General features: G+C 67.5%; 15 protein-coding genes and 2 rRNA genes. 4 read left to right on the top strand and 13 right to left on the bottom strand.

Annotated features, from left to right (window positions below; genetic code table 11):
* Positions 1-15: 15 nt before the first annotated feature.
* From OH768_RS14800 to thyX, 5 genes are all read right to left on the bottom strand, one after another.
* Positions 16-3,138, bottom strand: a 23S ribosomal RNA gene (locus tag OH768_RS14800).
* A 312-nt stretch (positions 3,139-3,450) separates the two neighbouring features.
* A 16S ribosomal RNA gene (locus tag OH768_RS14805) occupies positions 3,451-4,978 on the bottom strand.
* Together the 16S and 23S rRNA genes form the textbook arrangement of a ribosomal RNA operon.
* A gap of 505 nt (positions 4,979-5,483) precedes the next feature.
* A complete protein-coding gene (locus tag OH768_RS14810; RefSeq protein ID WP_406453787.1) occupies positions 5,484-7,169 on the bottom strand; it encodes a ribonuclease J in 1,686 nt (561 codons plus the stop codon).
* 125 nt (positions 7,170-7,294) lie between these two features.
* Positions 7,295-8,194: a 4-hydroxy-tetrahydrodipicolinate synthase gene (gene dapA / locus OH768_RS14815; RefSeq protein ID WP_406453789.1), complete on the bottom strand. Its 900-nt coding sequence runs from the start codon at positions 8,192-8,194 to the stop codon at positions 7,295-7,297.
* A 211-nt stretch (positions 8,195-8,405) separates the two neighbouring features.
* Complete coding sequence (thyX, locus tag OH768_RS14820) at positions 8,406-9,146, bottom strand: FAD-dependent thymidylate synthase (RefSeq protein WP_406453791.1); 741 nt, start codon at positions 9,144-9,146, stop codon at positions 8,406-8,408.
* Positions 9,147-9,359: 213 nt separating this feature from the next.
* Here thyX and OH768_RS14825 point away from each other — a divergent pair, with 213 nt between their 5' ends.
* Positions 9,360-9,599 carry a hypothetical protein gene (locus OH768_RS14825; RefSeq protein WP_406453793.1) on the top strand — a complete coding sequence of 80 codons (240 nt, stop codon included), beginning with the start codon at positions 9,360-9,362 and terminating at the stop codon, positions 9,597-9,599.
* A gap of 114 nt (positions 9,600-9,713) precedes the next feature.
* Positions 9,714-10,268 (top strand): hypothetical protein, encoded by a 555-nt coding sequence (locus OH768_RS14830; protein ID WP_406453795.1) that lies wholly within the window; start codon positions 9,714-9,716, stop codon positions 10,266-10,268.
* Positions 10,269-10,336: 68 nt separating this feature from the next.
* Here the strand turns inward: OH768_RS14830 and OH768_RS14835 are convergent, their stop codons facing one another.
* The 5 genes from OH768_RS14835 to rpsO all read right to left on the bottom strand — a co-directional run bounded on the left by OH768_RS14835 (position 10,337) and on the right by rpsO (position 15,811).
* Positions 10,337-10,789 (bottom strand): hypothetical protein, encoded by a 453-nt coding sequence (locus OH768_RS14835; protein WP_406453797.1) that lies wholly within the window; start codon positions 10,787-10,789, stop codon positions 10,337-10,339.
* A gap of 10 nt (positions 10,790-10,799) precedes the next feature.
* Positions 10,800-11,552 (bottom strand): 4-hydroxy-tetrahydrodipicolinate reductase, encoded by a 753-nt coding sequence (gene dapB, locus OH768_RS14840; RefSeq protein ID WP_406453799.1) that lies wholly within the window; start codon positions 11,550-11,552, stop codon positions 10,800-10,802.
* 25 nt (positions 11,553-11,577) lie between these two features.
* Complete coding sequence (locus OH768_RS14845; RefSeq protein WP_406453801.1) at positions 11,578-12,957, bottom strand: M16 family metallopeptidase; 1,380 nt, start codon at positions 12,955-12,957, stop codon at positions 11,578-11,580.
* Positions 12,954-15,176: a polyribonucleotide nucleotidyltransferase gene (locus OH768_RS14850; protein ID WP_406453803.1), complete on the bottom strand. Its 2,223-nt coding sequence runs from the start codon at positions 15,174-15,176 to the stop codon at positions 12,954-12,956. Before OH768_RS14850 ends, OH768_RS14845 begins: the two co-directional genes overlap by 4 nt.
* A 347-nt stretch (positions 15,177-15,523) precedes the next feature.
* A complete protein-coding gene (gene rpsO / locus OH768_RS14855) occupies positions 15,524-15,811 on the bottom strand; it encodes a 30S ribosomal protein S15 (RefSeq protein ID WP_019075416.1) in 288 nt (95 codons plus the stop codon).
* 281 nt (positions 15,812-16,092) lie between these two features.
* Between rpsO and OH768_RS14860 the strand changes: the two genes are divergently transcribed.
* A complete protein-coding gene (locus tag OH768_RS14860; protein ID WP_093629502.1) occupies positions 16,093-16,374 on the top strand; it encodes a DUF397 domain-containing protein in 282 nt (93 codons plus the stop codon).
* Between the two features lie 61 nt (positions 16,375-16,435).
* Here OH768_RS14860 and eccD read toward each other — a convergent pair whose 3' ends face one another.
* The gene (gene eccD, locus OH768_RS14865; protein ID WP_406453806.1) at positions 16,436-17,947 is read right to left on the bottom strand and encodes a type VII secretion integral membrane protein EccD; all 1,512 of its coding nucleotides are present in this window, start codon (positions 17,945-17,947) and stop codon (positions 16,436-16,438) included.
* A gap of 350 nt (positions 17,948-18,297) precedes the next feature.
* Here eccD and eccCa point away from each other — a divergent pair, with 350 nt between their 5' ends.
* A complete protein-coding gene (eccCa, locus tag OH768_RS14870) occupies positions 18,298-22,272 on the top strand; it encodes a type VII secretion protein EccCa (RefSeq protein WP_406453808.1) in 3,975 nt (1,324 codons plus the stop codon).
* Positions 22,273-22,295: 23 nt separating this feature from the next.
* Here the strand turns inward: eccCa and OH768_RS14875 are convergent, their stop codons facing one another.
* Together OH768_RS14875 and OH768_RS14880 are read right to left on the bottom strand one after the other, a co-directional pair.
* A complete protein-coding gene (locus tag OH768_RS14875) occupies positions 22,296-24,425 on the bottom strand; it encodes a protein kinase domain-containing protein (RefSeq protein WP_406453810.1) in 2,130 nt (709 codons plus the stop codon).
* A gap of 33 nt (positions 24,426-24,458) precedes the next feature.
* On the bottom strand, positions 24,459-26,624 hold the full coding sequence (locus tag OH768_RS14880) for a protein kinase domain-containing protein (RefSeq protein WP_406453812.1): 2,166 nt from the start codon (positions 26,622-26,624) through the stop codon (positions 24,459-24,461).
* Between the last annotated feature and the right edge of the window lie 72 nt (positions 26,625-26,696).

Consider the following 26,696-nt stretch of genomic DNA (forward strand, 5'->3'; position numbering starts at 1 on the left):
TGGACGCGAGCAACTGAGGACAAGCCCTCGGCCTATTAGTACCGGTCACCTCCAGCGGTTACCCGCCTTCCAGATCCGGCCTATCAACCCAGTCGTCTACTGGGAGCCTTAACCCATCTAGTGGGTGGGAACACTCATCTCGAAGCAGGCTTCCCGCTTAGATGCTTTCAGCGGTTATCCCTCCCGAACGTAGCCAACCAGCCATGCCCTTGGCAGAACAACTGGCACACCAGAGGTTCGTCCGTCCCGGTCCTCTCGTACTAGGGACAGCCCTTCTCAATGTTCCTGCGCGCGCAGCGGATAGGGACCGAACTGTCTCACGACGTTCTAAACCCAGCTCGCGTACCGCTTTAATGGGCGAACAGCCCAACCCTTGGGACCGACTCCAGCCCCAGGATGCGACGAGCCGACATCGAGGTGCCAAACCATCCCGTCGATATGGACTCTTGGGGAAGATCAGCCTGTTATCCCCGGGGTACCTTTTATCCGTTGAGCGACGGCGCTTCCACAAGCCACCGCCGGATCACTAGTCCCGACTTTCGTCCCTGCTCGACCCGTCGGTCTCACAGTCAAGCTCCCTTGTGCACTTACACTCAACACCTGATTGCCAACCAGGCTGAGGGAACCTTTGGGCGCCTCCGTTACTCTTTAGGAGGCAACCGCCCCAGTTAAACTACCCATCAGACACTGTCCCTGATCCGGATCACGGACCCAGGTTAGACATCCAGCACGACCAGACTGGTATTTCAACGACGACTCCACCTGAACTGGCGTCCAAGCTTCACAGTCTCCCAGCTATCCTACACAAGCCGAACCGAACACCAATATCAAACTGTAGTAAAGGTCCCGGGGTCTTTCCGTCCTGCTGCGCGAAACGAGCATCTTTACTCGTAGTGCAATTTCACCGGGCCTATGGTTGAGACAGTCGAGAAGTCGTTACGCCATTCGTGCAGGTCGGAACTTACCCGACAAGGAATTTCGCTACCTTAGGATGGTTATAGTTACCACCGCCGTTTACTGGCGCTTAAGTTCTCAGCTTCGCCCAACCGAAGTCGGACTAACCGGTCCCCTTAACGTTCCAGCACCGGGCAGGCGTCAGTCCGTATACATCGCCTTACGGCTTCGCACGGACCTGTGTTTTTAGTAAACAGTCGCTTCTCGCTGGTCTCTGCGGCCACCCCCAGCTCAAGGAGCACGTCCTCTCACCGGTGATGGCCCCCCTTCTCCCGAAGTTACGGGGGCATTTTGCCGAGTTCCTTAACCATAGTTCACCCGAACGCCTCGGTATTCTCTACCTGACCACCTGAGTCGGTTTAGGGTACGGGCCGCCATGAAACTCGCTAGAGGCTTTTCTCGACAGCATAGGATCATCCACTTCACCACAATCGGCTCGGCATCAGGTCTCAGACTATGTGAACGGCGGATTTGCCTGCCGTTCGTCCTACACCCTTACCCCGGGACAACCACCGCCCGGGCTGGACTACCTTCCTGCGTCACCCCATCACTCACCTACTACCGTCTTGGGCCGGCGGCTCCACCACTTTCCCTTCCCCGAAGGGTCCGGAACGGCTTCACGGCCTTAGCATCAACGGGCTCGATGTTTGACGCTTCACAGCGGGTACCGGAATATCAACCGGTTATCCATCGACTACGCCTGTCGGCCTCGCCTTAGGTCCCGACTTACCCTGGGCAGATCAGCTTGACCCAGGAACCCTTAGTCAATCGGCGCACACGTTTCTCACGTGTGTATCGCTACTCATGCCTGCATTCTCACTCGTGAACCGTCCACCACTAGCTTCCGCTGCGGCTTCACCCGGCACACGACGCTCCCCTACCCATCCCAGCACCCGTTGGGGCTATTGCTGGAATGACACGACTTCGGCGGTACGCTTGAGCCCCGCTACATTGTCGGCGCGGAATCACTAGACCAGTGAGCTATTACGCACTCTTTCAAGGGTGGCTGCTTCTAAGCCAACCTCCTGGTTGTCTCTGCGACTCCACATCCTTTCCCACTTAGCGTACGCTTAGGGGCCTTAGTCGATGCTCTGGGCTGTTTCCCTCTCGACCATGGAGCTTATCCCCCACAGTCTCACTGCCGCGCTCTCACTTACCGGCATTCGGAGTTTGGCTAAGGTCAGTAACCCGGTAGGGCCCATCGCCTATCCAGTGCTCTACCTCCGGCAAGAAACACACGACGCTGCACCTAAATGCATTTCGGGGAGAACCAGCTATCACGGAGTTTGATTGGCCTTTCACCCCTAACCACAGGTCATCCCCCAGGTTTTCAACCCTGGTGGGTTCGGTCCTCCACGACCTCTTACAGCCGCTTCAACCTGCCCATGGCTAGATCACTCCGCTTCGGGTCTTGAGCGCGCTACTATACCGCCCTGTTCGGACTCGCTTTCGCTACGGCTTCCCCACACGGGTTAACCTCGCAACACACCGCAAACTCGCAGGCTCATTCTTCAAAAGGCACGCAGTCACGACGCACCGAGTAAACTCGATGCGCGACGCTCCCACGGCTTGTAGGCACACGGTTTCAGGTACTATTTCACTCCGCTCCCGCGGTACTTTTCACCATTCCCTCACGGTACTATCCGCTATCGGTCACCAGGGAATATTTAGGCTTAGCGGGTGGTCCCGCCAGATTCACACGGGATTTCTCGGGCCCCGTGCTACTTGGGTGTCTCTCAAACGAGCCGTTGACGTTTCGGCTACGGGGGTCTTACCCTCTACGCCGGACCTTTCGCATGTCCTTCGCCTACATCAACGGTTTCTGACTCGTCCTGTCGCCGGCAGACGACAGAAGAGAGATCCCACAACCCCGTATACGCAACCCCTGCCGGGTCTCACACGCATACGGTTTGGCCTCATCCGGTTTCGCTCGCCACTACTCCCGGAATCACGGTTGTTTTCTCTTCCTGCGGGTACTGAGATGTTTCACTTCCCCGCGTTCCCTCCACACTGCCTATGTGTTCAGCAGTGGGTGACAGCCCATGACGACTGCCGGGTTTCCCCATTCGGAAACCCCCGGATCAAAGCCTGGTTGACGACTCCCCGGGGACTATCGTGGCCTCCCACGTCCTTCATCGGTTCCTGGTGCCAAGGCATCCACCGTGCGCCCTTAAAAACTTGGCCACAGATGCTCGCGTCCACTGTGCAGTTCTCAAACAACGACCAACCACCCATCACCCCGCCCTCACGGACAAGTTCACTGGGGTCGGCACTGAAGGCGGCCTCACGGCCGTACCTTCAGACACCCAACAGCGTGCCCGGCACTCCTGCTGCTTCCCTCGACGTTCCACGCCCCGAAGAGCAGTACTGGAAGGAGAAGACAGTCACGAGTGCCGAATAATCAACGTTCCACCCTTGAGCAACCACCGTCGGACATGCGCCGACGTAATGGCCCTGGACCACCAGACCATGTCTGGCGGCCTAGATGCTCCTTAGAAAGGAGGTGATCCAGCCGCACCTTCCGGTACGGCTACCTTGTTACGACTTCGTCCCAATCGCCAGTCCCACCTTCGACAGCTCCCTCCCCACAAGGGGGTTGGGCCACCGGCTTCGGGTGTTACCGACTTTCGTGACGTGACGGGCGGTGTGTACAAGGCCCGGGAACGTATTCACCGCAGCAATGCTGATCTGCGATTACTAGCAACTCCGACTTCATGGGGTCGAGTTGCAGACCCCAATCCGAACTGAGACCGGCTTTTTGAGATTCGCTCCACCTCACGGTATCGCAGCTCATTGTACCGGCCATTGTAGCACGTGTGCAGCCCAAGACATAAGGGGCATGATGACTTGACGTCGTCCCCACCTTCCTCCGAGTTGACCCCGGCGGTCTCCTGTGAGTCCCCGTCACCCCGAAGGGCACGCTGGCAACACAGGACAAGGGTTGCGCTCGTTGCGGGACTTAACCCAACATCTCACGACACGAGCTGACGACAGCCATGCACCACCTGTACACCGACCACAAGGGGGGCACTATCTCTAATGCTTTCCGGTGTATGTCAAGCCTTGGTAAGGTTCTTCGCGTTGCGTCGAATTAAGCCACATGCTCCGCTGCTTGTGCGGGCCCCCGTCAATTCCTTTGAGTTTTAGCCTTGCGGCCGTACTCCCCAGGCGGGGAACTTAATGCGTTAGCTGCGGCACCGACGACGTGGAATGTCGCCAACACCTAGTTCCCACCGTTTACGGCGTGGACTACCAGGGTATCTAATCCTGTTCGCTCCCCACGCTTTCGCTCCTCAGCGTCAGTAATGGCCCAGAGATCCGCCTTCGCCACCGGTGTTCCTCCTGATATCTGCGCATTTCACCGCTACACCAGGAATTCCGATCTCCCCTACCACACTCTAGCTAGCCCGTATCGAATGCAGACCCGGGGTTAAGCCCCGGGCTTTCACACCCGACGTGACAAGCCGCCTACGAGCTCTTTACGCCCAATAATTCCGGACAACGCTTGCGCCCTACGTATTACCGCGGCTGCTGGCACGTAGTTAGCCGGCGCTTCTTCTGCAGGTACCGTCACTTGCGCTTCTTCCCTGCTGAAAGAGGTTTACAACCCGAAGGCCGTCATCCCTCACGCGGCGTCGCTGCATCAGGCTTTCGCCCATTGTGCAATATTCCCCACTGCTGCCTCCCGTAGGAGTCTGGGCCGTGTCTCAGTCCCAGTGTGGCCGGTCGCCCTCTCAGGCCGGCTACCCGTCGTCGCCTTGGTGAGCCATTACCTCACCAACAAGCTGATAGGCCGCGGGCTCATCCTGCACCGCCGGAGCTTTCAACACCCACACATGAGTGCGGGAGTATCATCCGGTATTAGACCCCGTTTCCAGGGCTTGTCCCAGAGTGCAGGGCAGATTGCCCACGTGTTACTCACCCGTTCGCCACTAATCCCCACCGAAGTGGTTCATCGTTCGACTTGCATGTGTTAAGCACGCCGCCAGCGTTCGTCCTGAGCCAGGATCAAACTCTCCGTGAATGTTTACCCGTAATCGGGTGCACACACACGAGAGCGGAACAACCACCGGAATAAGATGATCGTTCACAGCGTCCTCGCTGTATGTTTTCTTCAAAGGAACCTCGCCCCAACCGTGACGGCTGGAGACGGGGTATCAACATATCTGGCGTTGATTTTTGGCACGCTGTTGAGTTCTCAAGGAACGGACGCTTCCTTTGTACTCACCCTCTCGGGCTTTCCTCCGGGCTTCCCTTCGGTCTTGCGTTTCCGACTCTATCAGACCGTTTCCGGTTCCGATTTCCTCGGTGCTTTCCAGGTTCCCGCTTCCGCGTTTCCCTTTCCGGCGACTCCGACTTTATCAGAGGTTCTGAGTCGGAATTTCCGGCCCTCCGGGAGTGGCTCCCGCACACGCGAAGTGTCCGGGTTCCCCCTCAGGCGGAGCCGTAAACGTACTGGAGCGGGCCGCCTCGATGCAAATCGAGGCGGCCCGCTCCAGGTTCACGCGTACGAGGGGGTCGTACGACGGTCAGACCTCCACCACGACCGGGAGGATCATCGGCCTGCGCCGGTAGTTGTCCGAGACCCACTTGCCCAGCGTGCGGCGGACCAGTTGCTGCAGCTGGTGGGGCTCGACCACGCCGTCCTGGGCCGAGCGTTCCAGGACTTCTGTAATCCTCGGGACCACGTCCACGAAGGCGGAGTCTTCGATGCCGGAGCCGCGGGCCTGGATGTGCGGGCCGCCCGTGATCTTGCCGGTGGAGGAGTCCACGACGACGAAGACGGAGATGATGCCCTCGTCTCCCAGGATCCTGCGGTCCTTGAGAGCGGGCTCGCCGACATCGCCGACCGAGAGGCCGTCGACGTACACATAACCGGCCTGGACCTTGCCCGAGATCTTGGCCTTGCCCTCGATGAGGTCGACGACCACGCCGTCCTCGGCGATGACGATGCGGTCGTGCGGGACGCCGGTCAGGGCGCCCAGTTCGGCGTTGGCCCGTAGGTGGCGCCATTCGCCGTGGACCGGCATCAGGTTCTTCGGCTTGCAGATGTTGTAGAAGTACAGCAGCTCGCCGGCCGAGGCGTGTCCGGAGACGTGGACCTTGGCGTTGCCCTTGTGGATGACGTTGGCGCCCCAGCGGGTGAGGCCGTTGATCACCCGGTAGACGGCGTTCTCGTTGCCCGGGATGAGCGACGACGCCAGGATCACCGTGTCGCCCGCGACGATGCGGATCTGGTGGTCGCGGTTGGCCATCCGGGACAGGGCAGCCATCGGTTCGCCCTGTGAGCCCGTGCAGACCAGGACGACCTCGCTGTCCGGGAGGTCGTCGAGCGTCTTGACGTCGACCACCAGGCCCGGCGGGACCCTGAGATACCCGAGGTCCCGTGCGATGCCCATGTTCCGGACCATCGAGCGGCCGACGAAGGCGACCCGGCGGCCGTACTCGTGTGCCGTGTCCAGGATCTGCTGGATGCGGTGCACGTGGCTGGCGAAGCTCGCCACGATGATGCGCTTGCGTGCGCCTGCGAAGACCTGCCGCAGGACGTTGGAGATGTCCCGCTCGGGCGGGACGAATCCCGGCACCTCGGCGTTCGTCGAGTCGGCGAGGAGCAGGTCGATGCCCTCCTCGCTGAGCCGTGCGAACGCGTGTAGATCTGTCAGACGACCGTCCAGCGGCAACTGGTCCATCTTGAAGTCGCCGGTGTGGACGACCATGCCCGCGGGGGTGCGGATGGCGACCGCGAGGGCGTCCGGGATCGAGTGGTTGACCGCGACGAACTCGCAGTCGAACGGGCCGATGCGCTCGCGGTGCCCTTCGGCGACCTCGAGCGTGTACGGGCGGATGCGGTGCTCCTGGAGCTTCGCCTCGATGAGGGCGAGGGTCAGCTTGGAGCCGATCAGCGGGATGTCCGCCTTCTCGCGAAGGAGGTACGGGACTCCGCCGATGTGGTCCTCGTGGCCGTGCGTGAGGACGATGCCGTCGATGTCGTCGAGACGGTCCCTGATGGACGTGAAGTCCGGCAGGATCAGGTCGATTCCGGGCTGCTCCTCCTCGGGGAAGAGCACGCCGCAGTCGACGATCAGCAGACGGCCGCCGTATTCGAAGACCGTCATGTTTCGGCCGATTTCCCCGAGGCCGCCGAGTGGGGTGACCCGCAGGCCGCCTTCGGGGAGCTTCGACGGAGGGGCGAGTTCAGGATGCGGATGGCTCAAAAGACTCTCCTACCCATGCGCGCCACGTACCGGTGGGCACGTGGCGCGCATGACGTTCGTGCAAATGCAGTTATTGGTGGGATGCAGGCACCGAAGTCCTGCGTATTCAGTTGTGAAGTCTGTTGTCAGAGCTGTACCCCGCCGGCGGCAAGATCGATCTTGAGCTGGGCGATCTCCTCGGGCGAGCACTCGACCATCGGTGAGCGCAGCGGTCCGGCGGGCAGTCCCTGGAGGGTGAGCGCGGCCTTGGTGGTCATGACGCCCTGGGTGCGGAACATGCCGGTGTAGACGGGGAGCAGCTTCTGGTGGATCTCGGTGGCCTTCTGGACGTCACCGGAGACGTAGGCCTCCACCAGGGTGCGCAGTTCGGGTGTGACCACATGGCCGACGACCGAGACGAAGCCGACCGCGCCCACGGAGAGCAGCGGCAGGTTGAGCATGTCGTCGCCCGAGTACCAGGCCAGGCCGGTCCGGGCGATGGCCCAGCTGGCGCGGCCGAGGTCGCCCTTGGCGTCCTTGTTGGCGACGATCCTGGGGTGCTCGGCGAGTCTGACCAGGGTCTCGGTGCCGATCGGGACGCCGCTGCGGCCGGGGATGTCGTAGAGCATCACCGGCAGTTCGGTGGCGTCGGCGACCGTCGTGAAGTGGCGGTACAGGCCCTCCTGCGGGGGCTTGTTGTAATACGGCGTGACGACGAGCAGGCCGTGTGCGCCGGTCCGTTCGGCCGTGCGGGCGAGTTCGACGCTGTGGTGGGTGTCGTTGGTGCCGACGCCGGCGATGACGTGGGCGCGGTCGCCGACCGCTTCCAGTACGGCTCGTACGAGATCCGCTTTCTCCGCGTCGCCGGTGGTCGGGGACTCACCGGTGGTGCCGTTGACGACCAGGCCGTCGTTGCCTGCGTCCACCAGGTGGGTGGCGAGCCGCTGCGCGCCGTCGAGGTCGAGCGCGCCGTCCGCCGTGAAGGGCGTGACCATGGCGGTGAGGACCCGCCCGAAGGGGGTCTGCGGAGTGGAGGTCGGAGCCATGGGTAACACGCTACTCGCTGCTCAATGCGGGGTCTGCCCTCGGGGCAGGCGACAAGTCGTGACAAGTATGGAGCCCGGCACTGCCTGCTCGGGGGTTCAAGCAGTGCCGGGTCCGTTTGATCAGGCTAGATGAACTTCTCCAAATGCCGCAATACGGACACCTCGCGCCACTGATCCGCACATGTGTGCCCGGTCGGCAAACAGAGGTGCGCTACGGAGCGACGCGACCGTTGGTATTGAAGGCGGAGTACGTGAGCGGCATGAGCTTGGCCCACTGCTCCTCCATCTTCTCGCCGACCATCTCGATCTCCCGCTGCGGGAAGGACGGCACCTTCGCCAGCTCGTGCTGGGTACGCAGGCCGAGGAAGTGCATCAGCGAACGGGCGTTGCACGTGGCGTACATCGAGGAGAAGAGGCCCACAGGGAGGACGGCTCGGGCGACTTCCCGAGCCACGCCGGCGGCGAGCATCTCCTGGTACGCCTCGTACGCCTGGCGGTACGAGTGCTCCATGGTGCGGCCGACCAGCTCCTGCTGGGCCTGGGTGCCCTCCACGAAGACGTACTTGCCCGGGCGGCCCTCCTGCACCAGCTTGCGGGACTCGCCGGGGACGTAGAAGACCGGCTGGAGCTCCCTGTACCTTCCCGATTCCTCGTTGTACGACCAGCCCACCCGATGCCGCATGAACTCGCGGAAGACGAAGATCGGGGCGCTGATGAAGAAGGTCATCGAGTTGTGCTCGAAGGGGCTGCCGTGCCGGTCCCGCATCAGGTAGTTGATCAGGCCCTTGGAGCGCTCGGGGTCCTTGCCCATCTCTTCCAGGGACTGTTCGCCGATCGTCGAGACGCGGGCGGCGAAGAGCACGTCCGCGTCGGACGCGGTGTGCTTGACCAGCTCGACGGTGACATCGCTGCGGAAACTGGGCTTGAGGTCGTCGGCGGGAGTGTCGGTCACGGCTCGGAGGGTCCTTCCATCACGTCTCTCGGGCGGCGCCCACTCTACGGCCCGGCACTGACATCGGGGCGTTCGCGGCCGTGCCGCGACATTCGTTGGCGAACTTCTGCGAATTCGGCGAAACGGGGCACCTTTTGAGGCGTTCGCTCGTCTGTCTTGGTGAGAGCCACCCGTTCGATCCCGATTCGATCCCGTAGGGGAGATGCACCACCGATGCTCCGTCGGCGCGAACCCGTCCCGTTCGCCTTCATCGCCGAGACCGACCGCTTCCGCAGCAACGTCACCCCGCCACCCCATGAGCGCGCGTCCGCCGGTCAGATAGCCGGGCGTTGGCTTCTGGGGCTCACCATCATCGCCGGAATCGTGGGCTCCCTGGTCCTCGGTATGCCGGCGCTGTCCCAGCACAACCTCTCGACACAGAACCAGCAGTCGCAGGCCGCCGACAAGCGCTGACCTGCAGCGCAGCTGACACTGACTCATCCGGACCCCCAATGGTGGTGAGCCGGAACACGGCCGGATAGCCTCACCGGGCACAGCCCACGCATGGATTCAGTGAGGACACCAGCCGTGCCCCTGCCCTTCCTTACGGCCGACCGCGCATTCGAGGCCGCGGACGAGCTCGCGCTGCCGTTCGACGACCGCGACCGCTGGCGGCGCCCCTACCGGCCCGGACCGTGGCGCGTGGCGGCGTCGGCGCTCGTGCTGCTGCTCGCGTCGTACGTGCTCTTCGCCGCCGTCATCATCGCGTTGACCGGCTCGCGGTCAGAGGCCGAGGTGATCCTCGGTATCGCGGTGGCCGTCATCCTGTGCGCCCTGCGGCTGCTGCGCATGGGCGTGTGGGTGAGCGCACGCGGGCTGCGCCGGGTGCGGTTCCTCTTCACGCGTACGGTGCCGTGGGACCGGGTCGCCGCCGTGCGGACGGTGCAGCAGCCGGTGCGCTGGCTCGGGCTGCCGCGGACTGTGCAGGGGCAGGCCCTGATCCTCGTACGGAAGGACCGTTCTCCGGAGGATGTGCCCGCGCTGCTGACCACGCACGACATCGACTTCGTGGCGCGTGCCTCCTCCTTCGACCGGGCCGCGGATTCGGTCGAGGTGTGGTCCGACGAGTACCGGCGGAGCTGACCGGCCAAGAGCGACGCGAAGGGGCCGGTCCGCAGCGAGTGCGGCCGGCCCCTTCGGCGTACGGGCGTTCAGGCCTGGACGGGGCGACCCGCGTGCAGGGCGATCGCGCGTTGCATCGCCTTGCGGGCACGCGGGGTGTCGTGGGCGTCGTGGTAGGCGACGGCGAGGCGGAACCAGCTGCGCCAGTCGTCGGGGGCCGCCTCTGTCTCGGCCTTGCGCTTGGCGAAGACCTCGTCGGCGGAGTCGCGGTCGATACGGCCGCCGGGCGTGCGCCTCAACTCGTCGACGGGCAGGCCGCCTTCGGCGTCGAGGAGGGCGGCGAGGCGGTTGGCGTCGCGGACGAACTGGGTGTTCTTCCAGAGGAACCACACGCCGATCACCGGCAGAATCAGGACCGCGATCCCGAAGGTGACGGTGATGACCGTGCCCGACTGTATGAGCATGACGCCGCGGCTGCCGACCAGGACGAAGTAGAAGACCAGGACGGCGGCCGTGACGGCGTAGGTGAGTTTGGCACGCATGTCGTGAGCCTCAGCCCAGGTCCAGGAAGTGTTCCAGGCCGAAGGTGAGGCCCGGGGTGGTCACCACGCGGCGGGCGCCGAGCAGGATGCCCGGCATGAAGCTGCTGTGGTGCAGGGAGTCGTGCCGCACGGTCAGCGTCTCGCCCTCGCCGCCGAGCAGGACCTCCTGGTGGGCCAGCAGACCGCGCAGCCGGACGGAGTGGACGGGGATCCCCTCGACGTCCGCACCCCGCGCGCCGTCCAAGGCCGTCTCCGTGGCGTCCGGCGCCGGAGCCGTGCCCGCCTTGGCGCGCGCCTCGGCGATGAGCTGGGCCGTGCGCGTGGCCGTACCGCTCGGGGCGTCGACCTTCTTCGGGTGGTGCAGTTCGATGACCTCGACCGACTCGAAGTAGGGCGCGGCGATCTGCGCGAACTTCATGGTCAGTACGGCCCCGATGGAGAAGTTGGGCGCGATGAGGACGCCCGTCTCCGGGGAGGCGTCCAGCCAGCCGTTCAGTTGCGCGAGGCGTTCCTCGGTCCAGCCGGTGGTGCCGACGACCGCGTGGATGCCGTGCCGCACGCAGTAGTCGAGGTTGTCCATCACCGAGGCGGGGGTGGTCAGTTCGACCGCCACCTGGGCGCCGCTCGCCTTGAGCGTCTCCAGGGTGTCACCGCGGCCCAGGGCGGCCACCAGTTCCATGTCCTCGGCGGCCTCGACGGCTCGGACCGCCTCGGCGCCGATCCGGCCCTTGGCACCGAGGACCGCCACGCGCAGCTTGCTCATCGTTCTTGCTTCCTTACGACGGGTGTTAGGCGACGGCGTCGTTCAGTCGGGCCGCCTGCTTGTCCTTGAGCGGGCCGATGACCGCCAGCGAGGGTCGCTGTCCCAGGATCTCGCGGGCGACCTCGCGGACCTCGTCCGGGGTGACCGAAGCGATCCTGGCCAGCAGGTCGTCGACGGACATCTGCTCGCCCCAGCACAGCTCGCTCTTGCCGATGCGGTTCATCAGTGCGCCCGTGTCCTCGAGGCCGAGGACCGTGGAGCCCTGGAGCTGGCCCACGGCGCGGCCGATCTCGTCGTCGGACAGGCCGTGTTCGGCGACCTGGTCGAGTTCGTCGCGGCAGATCTTCAGCACGTCGTGGACCTGCGAGGGCCGGCAGCCGGCGTAGACCCCGAAGAGACCGCAGTCGGCGAAGCCGGACGTGTACGAGTACACGCTGTAGGCCAGTCCGCGCTTCTCCCGGACCTCCTGGAAGAGGCGGGAGGACATGCCGCCGCCGAGGGCCGTGTTGAGGACCCCGAGCGCCCAGCGACGCTCGTCGGTACGGGCCAGGCCCGGCATGCCGAGGACGACGTGGGCCTGCTCGGTCTTGCGGCCGATCAGCTCGACGCGGCCCGCGGTGCGCAGGGTGCGGCGGCCGTCGCGCGGGGCGATGGGCGCGGCCTGGGCGTTCTTGAAGGCGCCGGCCTTGTCGAAGGCGGCACGGACCTGTCGTACGACCTTGTCGTGGTCGATGTTGCCGGCCGCCGCGACCACGAGGTGGGTCGGGTCGTAGTGCCTCTTGTAGAAGCGGCGGATGCGGTCCGCGGTGAGGGCGTTGACGGTGTCGACCGTGCCGAGGACCGGGCGGCCGAGGGGGTTGTCGCCGAACATCGTGCGCGCGAACAGGTCGTGCACGCAGTCGCCCGGGTCGTCCTCCGTCATGGCGATCTCTTCGAGGATGGCGCCGCGCTCGACGTTGACGTCCTCCTCGCGGATCAGGGAGCCCGTCAGCATGTCGCAGACCACGTCGATGGCGAGCGGCAGGTCGGTGTCGAGCACGCGCGCGTAGTAGCACGTGTACTCCTTCGCCGTGAACGCGTTCATCTCGCCGCCGACCGCGTCGATCGCGGAGGAGATGTCCAGCGCGCTGCGCTTGTGCGTGCCCTTGAAGAGGAGGTGCTCCAGGTAGTGCGTGGCGCCGTTCAGCGACGGCGTCTCGTCGCGGGAGCCCACGTGTGCCCAGATGCCGAAGGTCGCGGAGCGGACCGAGGGCAGCGTCTCGGTGACGATGCGCAGGCCGCCCGGGAGGGTGGTCTTGCGGACCGTGCCGATGCCGTTGGTGCCCTGGATGAGGGTTTGCGTACGGGCGACGGCCCGCGCCTCCGAGGAGGTGCGGGCCGTCGTCGTGGTGCTGGTCGACGTCACTTGTCGCCGTCGTCCTTCTTGTCGTCCTCGGCGTTCTCTTCACCCTCGATGACCGGGATCAGGGAGAGCTTGCCGCGGGAGTCGATCTCGGCGATCTCGACCTGGACCTTCTGGCCCACGCCGACGACGTCCTCGACGTTCTCCACGCGCTTGCCGCCGGCGAGCTTGCGGATCTGCGAGATGTGCAGCAGACCGTCCTTGCCCGGGAGCAGCGACACGAACGCGCCGAAGGTGGTGGTCTTGACGACCGTACCCAGGTAGCGCTCGCCGACCTCCGGCATGGTCGGGTTGGCGATGCCGTTGATCGTGGCGCGGGCGGCCTCGGCCTGCGAGCCGACCTGGGCACCGATGTAGATGGTGCCGTCGTCCTCGATCGTGATCTCGGCGCCGGTGTCCTCCTGGATCTGGTTGATCATCTTGCCCTTCGGGCCGATGACCTCGCCGATCTTGTCCACGGGGATCTTGACGGTGATGATCCGCGGGGCGTTCGGGGACATCTCGTCCGGCGTGTCGATCGCTTCCATCATCACGTCGAGGATGTGGAGGCGGGCGTCACGGGCCTGCTTGAGTGCGGCGGCCAGGACGGAGGCGGGGATGCCGTCCAGCTTGGTGTCGAGCTGGAGGGCGGTGACGAACTCCTTGGTGCCGGCGACCTTGAAGTCCATGTCGCCGAAGGCGTCCTCCGCACCGAGGATGTCGGTGAGGGCGACGTAGTGCGTCTCGCCGTTGATCTCCTGGGAGATCAGGCCCATGGCGATACCGGCGACGGGGGCCTTGAGGGGCACACCGGCGTTCAGCAGCGACATGGTGGAGGCGCAGACCGAGCCCATGGACGTCGAGCCGTTCGACCCGAGGGCCTCGGAGACCTGACGGATCGCGTAGGGGAACTCCTCGCGCGTCGGCAGGACCGGGACCAGGGCGCGCTCGGCGAGCGCTCCGTGGCCGATCTCGCGGCGCTTCGGGGAGCCGACGCGGCCGGTCTCGCCGACGGAGTACGGCGGGAAGTTGTAGTTGTGCATGTAGCGCTTGCGGGTCACCGGGGAGAGGGTGTCCAGCTGCTGCTCCATGCGGAGCATGTTGAGGGTGGTGACGCCCAGGATCTGGGTCTCGCCACGCTCGAACAGCGCCGAGCCGTGTACGCGCGGGATGGCCTCGACCTCGGCGGCCAGGGTGCGGATGTCGGTGACACCGCGGCCGTCGATGCGCTTCTTCTCCTTGATGACGCGCTCACGGACCAGGGACTTGGTCAGCGAGCGGTACGCGGCGGAGATCTCCTTCTCGCGGCCCTCGAACTCCGGGAGGAGCTTCTCGGCGGCGAGACCCTTGACGCGGTCGAGCTCGGCCTCCCGGTCCTGCTTGCCGGCGATGGTCAGCGCGGAGGCGAGCTCCGGGCGGACGGCGGCGGTGAGGGCCTCCAGGACGTCGTCCTGGTAGTCGAGGAAGATCGGGAACTCGCCGGTCGGCTTGGCGGCCTTGGCAGCGAGGTCGGCCTGCGCACGGCAGAGCACCTTGATGAAGGGCTTCGCGGCGTCCAGACCGGAGGCGACGACCTCCTCGGTCGGCGCCTCGGCGCCGCCCGCGACCAGGTGGATGGTCTTCTCGGTGGCCTCGGCCTCGACCATCATGATCGCGACGTCGCCGTCCTCCAGGACGCGACCGGCGACGACCATGTCGAAGACGGCGTCCTCGAGCTCGGTGTGCGTCGGGAACGCGACCCACTGGCCGTTGATCAGCGCGACGCGGACGCCGCCGACCGGGCCGGAGAAGGGCAGGCCGGCCAGCTGTGTGGACGCGGAGGCCGCGTTGATCGCGACGACGTCGTACAGGTGGTCGGGGTTGAGCGCCATGATCGTGGCGACGACCTGGATCTCGTTGCGCAGGCCCTTCTTGAAGGACGGGCGCAGCGGGCGGTCGATCAGGCGGCAGGTGAGGATCGCGTCCTCGGACGGCCGGCCCTCACGGCGGAAGAAGCTGCCGGGGATCTTGCCGGCGGCGTACATCCGCTCCTCGACGTCCACCGTGAGGGGGAAGAAGTCGAGCTGGTCCTTGGGGTTCTTGGAGGCGGTGGTGGCCGACAGCACCATGGTGTCGTCGTCCAGGTACGCCACGGCGGAGCCGGCGGCCTGCTTGGCCAGGCGGCCCGTCTCGAAGCGGATGGTGCGGGTGCCGAAGGAGCCGTTGTCAATGACGGCCTCGGCGTAGTGGGTCTCGTTCTCCACTAGCGTTTTCTCCGTTACTTGTCGTCTTTCGTCCCTCCCCGCCCGTGTGGCGGGGGGACGGTGGCGGAGAAGCGCTGTCTGGTGCGGGCCGGTCTTCGATCGAAGCACCCGGGGTTTCCTGCCCGGGGGCCACTACCGAGGACCGGCGGCTGCGAGGCGCGCTTCTCCTCGTTCGTTTCGTACGTTGTCGTGCTGTCGTGCGTTGCCGTGTCGTGCGTATTGCGTTGTGCTACCACACTACAAAGCGGCAGTGACACTCCGCACGTTTCCGCACGTACGGGCAATCCACACATACGGCAAAGGGAGCGGCTCCCGATCGTTTCGGGACCCGCTCCCCTCACGGCGTCTTACTTGGCGCCCGCCGCACCGCGACGGATGCCCAGGCGGTCGACCAGCGCACGGAAGCGCTGGATGTCCTTCTTGGCCAGGTACTGCAGCAGCCGGCGGCGCTGACCGACCAGGATCAGCAGACCACGACGGGAGTGGTGGTCGTGCTTGTGGGTCTTGAGGTGCTCGGTCAGGTCCGAGATGCGGCGCGAGAGCATGGCGACCTGGACCTCGGGGGAGCCGGTGTCGCCCTCCTTCTGACCGAACTCGGTGATGAGCTGCTTCTTCGTAGCGGCGTCGAGCGACACGCGTACTCCTCGTAGTCTTTGATGTGCCACCGAGTGCCCCTGGTCCACTTCTCAGGGGAGCTTCCGTTACTCGGGAGGCGGGATCCGCTGGGCGCGGCCTCCGGAGCGTGAGCTCCAGGGGTGCGTACACAAACGGCCGCTACACAGCGTACCAGCCTGGGGGGACACCTCGGTCCAGCTCTGTGATGGGCCCTGACCGGGGCGGATACGGCCACTAGGGTGATCTGCATCTACGTGTAGACGTAGATCACGTCGGTTCGTCGGGAAGGGGTCGCTTCGCCATGGCGGAGACGGAGCAGGAGATCAAGGCACGCAAGGAGCGGGAGCGGGACGAGCTGTACGCCCTCGACATCTCGGGCGTGGAGTGGCGCAGCGCGCCGGGCACGGAGGAGCACGAGGAGCGCGTCGAGATCGCCGACCTGCCCGACGGCGCGGTGGCCATGCGCTCGTCGCTCGACCCGGACACCGTGCTGCGCTACACGGAGGCGGAGTGGACGGCCTTCGTACTGGGCGCCCGGGACGGCGAGTTCGACCTGGAGCCGGCTCCGGAGGAGCAGCAGTAGCCGTGGGCATGCGAAAGGGGCGGCACGCGTGTGTGCCGCCCCTTTCGCATGCCTACGGTTCCTAGCTGGTCATCGCCCGTGCCTGCGCGTACACGTCGAAGACGGCCAGGGACAGCGGGATCAGGGTGAGCAGGACGAAGCTCTCGGCGATCTCCAGGAACCGGCCCCAGAAGGGGGTGACTCCGCGCTTCGGGGTGATCAGGCCGACGGCAGTGACCAGAGCGGTGGACGCGGCTACGGCCGCCGCGAGCCAGACACTGCGGATGTCGAGGGAGTTCGGGTCACCCAGGAACGCGTCCCGCACGTACGCGTGCGGCGGGTTCAGAGCGAGGCCGAGGCCCAGGAAGACCAGGGCGGCCAGGCCCGCGGCCAGGGTGGCGCCGACCTGGGCGGTGTAGCGGAACAGGTGGGCGCGCATCAGCATCGCGACGCCGGTGGCGAGGGCGAGGAGCTGGGCCCACACGTTGCTGGAGAAGCCGAGGACGATCGAGGCGCCCACGGAGACGAGCGCGCAGCCGCCCACCAGGCCGACGAGGAGTTCGTGGCCGCGGCGGGCGCGGGCGGCGATGCGCTCGGCGTCGACGGGCTCCTGGGCCACGGGTTCGCCGTCGCCGTAACCGCGGTTGGGGTTGGGCGGTTCGAAGCCGATGGGGAGGCGGGCGAAGCGCATGGACAGGCCCGGCAGGAAGGCGAGCGCGCACACGGAGAGCGGGGCGCAGACGGCGGCCGTCTCGATGGGCTTCAGGTGGGCGAGCATCGCGACGAACGTCGTCAACAGGCCGATGGCGGAGGCGAAGACGAAGGCCACGAAGGGGCCGTCGCCGCCGGGTGACACCAAGGTGAGGACGACGGCCGCGACGAGGACGGCGGCGCAGGCCAGCAGGAACTGGAGCCGCCCAATGCCTTCTCCTTCGGAGAAGGGGAGCAGTCCGGAGCCCGCCACGGCGATGTTCGGGAGCGCGCCCAGGCCCAGGGCGACCGCCGAGCCCCGGTCGTCGTACACCCGCGCGCGTACGCAGGCGATGGTGACGAGGAGGATGCCGGCGAGGCCGGCGACGATGCCCTGGAGGCCGTTCATGTCGTGGTGGATCTGGGAGCTCCAGGCCACGAACGCGAGCAGTGCGGGCAGGATGCCGCCCGCGACGAGACCGGCGGCGCGCGTCAACTCACCGTTCCACAGGGCACGGTCACGGGTGACGGCGGCGGCGACCGCCTCGGAGACGTCGTCGTAGACGGCCGGCGGCAGGGAGTCGGCGAAGGGGCGCAGGGTGAGCAGTTCGCCGTCGAGGATGCGCTGTGCGGCGAAGGAGCGGGCGCCGTCGAGGACGGTGCCGTCGCGGCGTACGAGGTGGTAGCCGACGGGGGCGCCCTCGGCGAGGCTCTGCTGGGACAGCCTCAGGATCTCGGGGTACAGGTCGGCGACCGGTACGTCGTCGGGCAGGGCCACGTCGATCCGGCTGTCGGGCGCCACGATGGTGACCCGGCAGAAGCCGAAGCCCATGCCCGCCCCGGAAGAGGCTCCGGTGCCCGTTCCGCCGGTCGCGCCGGCCGGCGCGGAGGCCGTGATGCTCACCTGCTGTTCCCCCTTGTCAGTGACGGACGGTCCGCGAAGGTGCCGCGCGCGTCCGCCGTGAAGTTCCGCCGTAAAGATCCTGTGCAGGTCGCGCCGTGCCACCCGTCCCGTCGGCCGGCCGCGCCGTCGCGCCCGGCACTCAACGGGATCCGACGGGATCCGCCCGCCGCGAACACTGCGGTTTTGCCCGGTTTTCCCGGAACGATTCGCAACTGCTCACACGTCTCACGGGCACCCTACCGCCCGCCGTTGTCAGTGGTTGTCAGTAGGATCGCGCAGTGCGGATCGGCGTCCGCCCGACACGGGGCGGCGGACGAAACAACTCGGTCCGGCAAGGGAATTGGTGCGTAGTGAGCCAGATCGTCGTCAAGCGCCCGCCGAGGTCGCTGCCGAAGGAAGTGCCCACGGACGAGGTCATGCTGCAGGCTCCGCCGGAGCTGCCGCGCGGCCAGCAGGAGGGCGCCATGATGCAGCTCCTGCCCATGCTCGGTATGGGCGGGTCGGTGGTGTTCTTCTTCAACCCCAGTGCCCAGCCGTTCATGAAGATCATGGGCATGGTGATGATCGCGTCCACGGTCGCGATGGGCGTCTCGATGCTGGTCCGCTACCGCCGGGGCAACCAGGGGCAGATGGCCGACATGCGCCGTGACTATCTGCGCTATCTGTCGCAGACCCGGCGTACGGCCCTGGAGACCGCGCGGGCCCAGCGCGACGCCCAGTACTACCTGCACCCTTCGCCGGAGCAACTGTGGGCGCTGGTCGCCGAGGGCAGCCGCGTATGGGAACGCCGCACGAACGACGAGGACTTCGGACAGGTGCGGGTCGGCCTCGGCCCCCAGGGTCTCGCCACTCCCCTGGTCCCGCCGGAGACTGCCCCGGTCGACGAGCTGGAGCCGCTGACGGCGGGCGCCATGCAGCGTTTCCTGGCCACGCACAGCACCCTTGAGGACCTGCCGATGGCGGTCTCGCTGCGCGCCTTCTACCACGTGACGATCAGCGGTGAACCGGCGACCGTGCGCGGCACCGCGCGCGCGGTCGCCGCCTCCCTCGCCTCGATGCACTCCCCCGAGGACCTGGTCATCGCCGTCGCCACCGGGCGCGAGTCGGTGCCCGAGTGGGAGTGGGCCAAGTGGCTCCCCCACGCGCAGGCGCCGGGTCTCGCGGACGGCGCGGGCAGCGTGCGTCTGATCACGACCGATCCGATGGAGTTGGAGGAGATGCTGGCCGACCGCCTCCAGGGCCGGCCGCGTTTCCACCCCGTCGGAGCACCGGTGCCCGAACAGCCGCACCTGGTGGTCGTCTTGGACGGCGTCTCCCTGCCGCCGACCTCCTTCCTGGCCAGCCCCGAGGGCCTCCAGGGGGTGACGATCGTCGAGGTCGTGCCCGGCGACCTCAGCAGCGGACGCGGTGACCTCTCGGTCGTCGTACACCCGAAGGAACTCCGCCTGGAGTCCGGCCACGGCATGGTCTACGAAGGCACACCGGACGTCCTGTCGTACGAGGCTGCCGAGGCGCTGGCCCGTCAACTGGCGCCGCTGCGCATGGTGTCGGGCGGTGACGACGACGAACCACTCCTCGCCAACCTGGAGTTCACGGATCTGCTGAACCTGGGCGACGCGGCCTCCGTGGACCCGAAGCGGACCTGGCGTCCGCGTTCGACGGCGGAGCGGCTGCGGGTGCCGATCGGGCTCGGTGAGGACGGCCGGCCCGTGATGCTCGACCTCAAGGAGGCGGCCCAGGAGGGCATGGGCCCGCACGGCCTGTGTGTCGGCGCGACCGGTTCCGGCAAGTCGGAGCTGCTGCGCACCCTGGTCCTCGGTCTCGCGGTGACGCATTCCTCGGAGACGCTGAACTTCGTCCTCGCGGACTTCAAGGGCGGTGCGACCTTCGCCGGTATGGCGCAGATGCCGCATGTGGCGGCCGTGATCACCAACCTGGCGGACGACCTGACGCTCGTCGACCGTATGGGTGACTCGATCCGCGGTGAGTTGAACCGCCGCCAGGAGATGCTGCGCGACGCGGGCAACTACGCGAACATCCACGACTACGAGAAGGCGCGCGCCGCGGGTGCCCCCCTGCAGCCCGTCCCTTCACTCGTCCTGGTGATCGACGAGTTCAGCGAACTCCTCACCGCCAAGCCGGACTTCATCGAGATGTTCGTGCAGATCGGCCGCATCGGCCGTTCGCTGGGCGTGCATCTGCTGCTGGCCTCGCAGCGCCTGGAGGAGGGCCGGCTGCGCGGCCTGGAGACGTACCTGTCGTACCGGATCGGTCTGCGCACGTTCTCGGCGGCCGAGTCGCGGGCCGCGCTCGGGGTGCCGGACGCGTACGAGCTGCCGAACGTGCCGGGTTCCGGCTTCCTGAAGTACGGCACCGACGAGATGGTCCGCTTCAAAGCGGCGTACGTCTCCGGGGTGTACCGCACCGGTTCGCAGCAGGCGGCCGCGCTCGGCGGGCCGCTCCCGGTGGACCGCAGGCCCGTGCTGTTCACGGCGGCGCAGGTGCCGGTGCAGTACGCGCCCGTGCCGCGTCAGCGCCAGGCGGAGACGCCGGACGAGAAGGACGACGCGCTCGCCGACACCGTGCTCGACGTGATCGTGCGGCGGCTCGAGGCGCAGGGTCCGGCCGCCCACCAGGTGTGGCTGCCCCCGCTGGACAGCCCGCCGTCGCTCGACTCCCTGCTGCCCGGACTCGCCGCGGTGCCGGGGCGGGGCATGACGCAGCCCGGCTACGAGGGCGCGGGCCGGCTCGTCGTCCCGGTCGGCCTGGTCGACAAGCCGTACGAGCAGCGGCGCGACCCGCTCTGGACCGACTTCGGCGGCGCGGCCGGCCATATGCAGATCCTCGGCGGTCCGCAGTCCGGCAAGTCGACGCTGCTGCGCTCGCTCATCGCGTCGTTCGCGCTCACCCACACCCCGCGCGAAGTGCAGTTCTACGCACTGGACTTCGGCGGTGGCGGCCTGTCGGCGGTGGCCGGTCTGCCGCATGTGGGCGGGGTGGCCTCCCGTCTCGACCCGGAGAAGGTGCGGCGTACTGCGGCCGAGGTCTACGGCGTGATGACCCGCCGCGAGGAGTACTTCCGTACGGCCGGGATCTCGTCGATCGCGGAGTTCCGCGCCCGCCGCGCGCGGGGCGACATCTCCGTGACGGACCAGCCCTGGGGCGACGTCTTCCTCGTCATCGACGGCTGGGGCAACTTCCGTACGGACTACGAGGCGTTGGAGCCGCTGGTGCTGGACATCGCGGCACGCGGCCTCGGTTACGGCATCCATGTGATCCTCACCGCTTCGCGCTCCATGGAGGTCCGCGCGAACATGAAGGACCACCTGATGAACCGGCTGGAGCTGCGGCTGGGCGACCCGATGGACTCGGAGTTCGACCGCAAGGTCGCCGCCAACGTGCCCACGGGTGTGCCCGGGCGCGGCCAGACCCCGCAGAAGCAGCACTTCATGGCGGCGGTCCCGCGTATCGACGGTCTGTCCTCGGACACGGACCTCGCGGAGGCGACGACGGCACTCACGGCCGAGGTCGCCCGGCACTGGCAGGAGCCAGGGGCGCCCGAAGTCCGGCTGCTGCCAAGGGAGTTCGCGGCGGCCCAGCTGCCGTCCGGCGACCGTTTCCCGAACCGGGGCATCTCCTTCGCCCTCGACGAGGACAACCTGGAGCCGGTGTTCGTCGACTTCGACCAGGACCCGTTCTTCCTGGTCTTCGGCGAGAGCGAGTCCGGCAAGTCGAACCTGCTCAAGCTGCTGATCAAGCGCCTCAGCGAGCGCTACGACGGCAACGCGTGCAAGCTGTTCGTGGTCGACAACCGGCGTTCCCTGCTGGGCGTGACCCCGACCTCGCACCTGGCCGAGTACATCCCGATGTCGAACCAGATGCAGCACCACATGGACGCGCTGGCCGACCTGATGCAGCGCCGGACGCCGACGTCGGACGTCACTCCGCAGCAGCTTCGGGACCGGAGTTGGTGGCGGGGCCCGCAGGTCTTCGTGATCATCGACGACTACGACCTTGTGTCCACGTCGAGCGGCAACCCGCTGTCGGGGCTGACGGAACTGCTGCCGTTCGCCCGGGACGTGGGCGTGCGCTTCATCATCGCCCGCTCCACGGCTGGTGCGGGGCGTGCCGGTTACGAGTCGTTCATGCAGCGCATGAAGGAACTCGGCGCCCAGGGCGTGGTGCTGGCGGGCGACCCGGCCGAGGGCGACCTGCTGGGCGGGGTCAGACCGCGGCCGATGCCCGCCGGGCGGGGCGTGTTCGTGTCCCGGAAGCGGGGGAAGCCGCTGGTCCAGATCGGACGGGTCCCGGACGGCGACGAGTAAGGCCCGGTGAACCGACCGGTTCCTCAGAACGTGGTGAGGGCGACGACCTTGCTGTCATGCATGAGGAAGACGCGGTTTCCGTCGGCGGCTAGGCGGGTGTAGTCGGTACGGGGGAACTCGTACCGCCACAGCCTCCCCCCGTCGACCGCCTTCGCGGTGTCGAGTTCCATGGGCTCGGTCTGCACCACGCTTTTGTCGATCGTCCAGACCGCGTGCCCCTGCGGCAGCGCGCGACCCGCGTAGAGAGCCGTGCCCGCGGATTCGGAGTAGCCGGACCACAACTGGCTGCCGTCGCGCGGGTCCAGGCGTCTGGGATAGATGCCCTCCGTGGCGTAGAGCCTGCTCCCGGAGACCGTCACGGGTCCCCACCGCTCCCGGTAGAGGTCGCCGTGGGGCTTGACGCTCCAGATCCGTTCCCCGTCAGCGATCCGCACCGCGTCCAGGGTGTAGCCGCCGAGGTACACGGTGTCGCCCCGGACAGCCGGCCGGAGCCCGATGGGGACATGGTCGAGGCGCTTCCACGCCATACGGCCGTTGCTCGTGTCGACCGCCAGGAAGTTGCCGTCGGTCGTGCCCATGACCAGCCGGCCCGGGCCGACGGCGGCGGGGGCGAACACCTTCTTGCGGAAGTCGGCCGGGACCGTCGTCGTCCACCCGACCTTCGCGTCCGCGCGGCGCACGCTGCGCAGCCGGTCGTCCTTGGTGATGACGTACACCGACTCCGCGTCGGCGCCGAGGAGTTGAGCCGCCTCTGCCGCCGGGCAGGTCCACTTGGCCTCTCCGGTGGACGGGACGTATGTCCGCAGCGCGCCCTGGCTGTCCGTGCCCACCACGAGCCGGTCGGAGAGCGACAGATAGCCGCTCTTCGTCACGGTGCGGGGCGCGCTCCAGCGGCGTTTACCGTCCTTGACTCCGTAGGCCACGATCCCGCCGCTCGCTGCGCCGAAGACGAGGACGTCCCGCACCGGCAGCAGATACGGCGAGTAGACGTCGGCGGCGTTCTCCAGCGTCCAGAGGCAGGTGGGCCGGCCCAGGGAGCCGGAGACCTTGTCGGCGACGACGGTCATCCTCGCCGTGGGGGTGGGCACCGCCGGCGGAACGGTGAAGGGGCTGCTCGCCAGACGGGCGCTCGTACCGCCGCCTCCCGAGCCCAGCAGCCAGGCCGTCGTACCGCCCCCGGCGGCGACCACCACACCCGTGGTGGACAGTCCGGTGAGCAGCCGCCTCCGTGTCAACGCCCGTCTCTCGCCCGGCAGTTGGGCGGTCACGTCGGTGGTCATGCGGGCGGCACCGGTCTCGCGGTCCTTGATGGCATCGGCGAGCCGTCCCCGCTTCCAGGCCCGGCCGGCGCGCCTGGGCACGTCCATCGCCCGTACGATCTCGGCGGGTTCGGGACGCTGCGCCGGGTTCTTGGCGAGGCAGGGTTCGACGAGTGCCCTCAACTGCGGCTCCACGCCGTCGAGTCGGGGCTCCCCGTGGACGACCGCGTACTGCACGACGGCTACATGGGAGCCCTCGAAGGCGCGCTGTCCGGTGAGCGCGTATGCGAGCACCGCGCCCAGTGAGAACACATCGGCGGCTGGGGTCACGCGCCGGCCGAGCACCTGCTCGGGGGCGCCGTAGCCCGGGGTGACGGGGGCCTGGCCGGTGGTGGTGAGGGTCAGTCCGTGTTCGGGGCGGGCGATGCCGAAGTCGATGACGCGTGGTCCGTCCGAGGTGAGCACGATGTTCGGCGGCTTGAGGTCACGGTGGATGAATCCCGCCGCGTGGATGTCGGCGAGGGTGTCCGCGAGGGAGGCGCCCAGGGCGCGCAGCGCGGGCTCGGTGAGCGGGCCGTGCGCCTCGACCGCCTCGGCCAGGGTGGGTCCGGCGAGGAACTCGCTGGCGATCCACGGCCGCGTCCCCTCGGTGCGTGCCTCCAGTACGGCGGCAACTCCCTTGCCGCGCACGGCCTGTGCGGCCTGCGCCTCGCGCACGAAACGCCGGGCGAGCTCGCTGTCGTAGGCGAGTTCGGGGCGTAGCACCTTGACGGCGGCGAGAGTGCCGGGGCCGTCCTGGCCGAGGTAGACCTTGCCCATGCCGCCTTCGCCGATGACGCCGAGCAGCCGGTAGGGACCGAGGCGGAGCGGGTCACCGGTGCCGAGAGGGTTCATCGTGGGTGTCCTTCTGCGGGTGGAGCGCGGCGGTCACCTGAGCGGGTAGGCGGACAACCGGTCGTCGTCCACGGCGAGGACCAACCGGGCCTCCGGGTACGCGTGGAAGTGTTTTCCGGCCGTCCGGTACGTAAGTACGGTTCTGTGCCCCGTGAGGTTCACCGCCCTCAGTTGCAGCCCGTTCCGGTAGTACGCATAGCGGGTGCCGACGACCGGCGGCCAGACGGTGTAGGCCTCCGCCGCCTCGGTGGTCGCCTCGGTCCACAGGACCTTGCCGGTCGCGGCGTCGACCGCCGTGAGCCCGATGCCCGAACCGACGGTGTACACCACGCCCTTCGCCGGCGTCGGCGGGCCGTAGATCTGCCCGGCCGCGGTGGCCCACCCCAGTGCCCCGTCGCTCAGCCGCAGCGCCCGCAACTGGGAACCACCGAGGTAGAGATACGTCTCGTCCACGGCCAACTCGCCGCGGATCGCGTCGGGTTCACTGACGTTGTACGGCATGTCCCACAGGACCGCGCCGCTGCGGATGTCCCGTACGACGACATGCGTCTGTGTCTCCGCCGTCGCCTGGAGGGTCACCAGGCGCTCGCCGACGACCTTCGCGGCGACGAAGTGCAGCCGCCGGCTCCCGCTCGACCGCTGCGGCAGGTTCTGCGTCCAGAGCGTCCGGCCGGTTCCGAGGTCGGCGGCGCGCAGCGTCCAGGTCTGTGCGGGCAGGAAGCCCTTGTCCGTCGGGACCTGCCCGTGGCCCACCGCCACGTACGCGATGTCGCCGAGGACGCACAGGAGTTGGTTCGGTACGATGGTGGGCGTGGCGTTCGTGAGGGCGGCCGAGGTCGGCCGCACGGCGTCCGTGCCGCCGTTCCAGGAGTCGATCGACACCGACTCCCCTGGCCGGGCGGGATCGTCACCGAGCAGGTACAACTGCCCGTCCTGTACGGCCATTTGCCACCAGTTGGCGGTGACGCGCACCTGCCCCTGCGACCGCCCGGTGGTCGGCGTGAGGCGTTCGGCGGTCGCGTTCAGCGGCAGCCAGATCGACCCGTCGGCCTGATACGGCACGACCAGGCCCCAGCCCAGCACGTCGAGGTCCTGGCCGCCGTACTGCCACAGCGGATCGAGGTTGCGCGTCTGCGGCGGCGCCTTCGCGGCGGGCGTGGTGGCACGCCCACGCCCCCGGTACCACCAGACGCCACCCGCGGCGGCGGACGCCGCGAGCGCCCCGCTCACGGCGAGGAGCCCGCGGCGCGAGGGACCGGACACCGACGTGACCTCGGTGGCACCCTCCTCGGCCGCCGGGGCGGGCAGCCGCTGCGGCACGGTCCGCCATACGTCGGCGGCCCGCCGCCCGATCTCCGCGAGCACGGCATCGGGCAACTGCTCGGCGAACTCGCCGCTCCCGTCATGCAGTTGGGCCGCGAGCTCGGCCAAGCAGGGCCGTTTCTCCGGCTCCTTGGCCAGGCACCGGTCGAACAACGGCACGAGCGCGGCCGGTACGCCGCGCAGATCGGCCTCCGCGTACCGCACCCGGTACAGCAGATCCGCGGGCTGCCCGCTGCCGAACGGGGCCCGTCCGGTGGCCGCGAACACCAGCACACCGGCCAGCGCGAAGACGTCACCGGCCGCGCCGTGCTCCTGCCCGGACGCCTGCTCCGGGGACATGAACGCGGGGGTGCCGACCGAGGCACCGGTACGGGTCAGGCGGTCGTCGCCGATGGCGCGCGCGATCCCGAAGTCGATGACCTTCGGGCCGTAGGCGGTGAGGAGGATGTTCGACGGCTTCAGGTCGCGGTGCACGACGTCGGACCGGTGCAGCTGGTCCAGCGCCGAACACAGCGCGGCGCCCAGGGCCCGCACCGACCTCTCCGGCAGCGGTCCCGCGCCCAGGACGGCCTCGTCGAGGGCGGGCCCGAGCACGAACTCCGTTGCCAGCCAAGGCGTTTCGGCGAACGGATCGGCGTCCACCACCCGGGCTCCGAACCTGTCCCCGATGACCCGGGCCGCGTCCACTTCGAGCCGGAACCTGGTACGGATGCCCGGATCGGTCGCGATCCGGGCGTGCACCGTCTTGAGCGCGACCGTACGCCCACCGACGCCACGCGCCATGTACACCGTGCCCATGCCACCACTGCCGAGCCGGGCAACGAGCCGGTACGGGCCGAGAGTTACGGGGTCGTCGTGGGCGAGGGGAGTCGGCATGGGGCTTCGGGCCCTTGTCGTCAGGGGCTGTGGTGGGGACCGCGGCCGATACGACACTCGCTCCCGGCCGCG

It is taken from the genome of Streptomyces sp. NBC_01622 (assembly GCF_045209635.1).
GTDB lineage: Bacteria > Actinomycetota > Actinomycetes > Streptomycetales > Streptomycetaceae > Streptomyces.

Bases quoted from the DNA above. Each gene is read 5' to 3' on its own strand.
- OH768_RS14835 (WP_406453797.1), bottom strand. From the start codon at position 10,789: ATGCGTGCCAAACTCACCTACGCCGTCACGGCCGCCGTCCTGGTCTTC.
- OH768_RS14825 (WP_406453793.1), top strand. From the start codon at position 9,360: ATGCTCCGTCGGCGCGAACCCGTCCCGTTCGCCTTCATCGCCGAGACC.
- OH768_RS14875 (WP_406453810.1), bottom strand. From the start codon at position 24,425: ATGAACCCTCTCGGCACCGGTGACCCGCTCCGCCTCGGTCCCTACCGG.
- dapA (WP_406453789.1), bottom strand. From the start codon at position 8,194: ATGGCTCCGACCTCCACTCCGCAGACCCCCTTCGGGCGGGTCCTCACC.
- OH768_RS14860 (WP_093629502.1), top strand. From the start codon at position 16,093: ATGGCGGAGACGGAGCAGGAGATCAAGGCACGCAAGGAGCGGGAGCGG.
- OH768_RS14880 (WP_406453812.1), bottom strand. From the start codon at position 26,624: ATGCCGACTCCCCTCGCCCACGACGACCCCGTAACTCTCGGCCCGTAC.
- dapB (WP_406453799.1), bottom strand. From the start codon at position 11,552: ATGAGCAAGCTGCGCGTGGCGGTCCTCGGTGCCAAGGGCCGGATCGGC.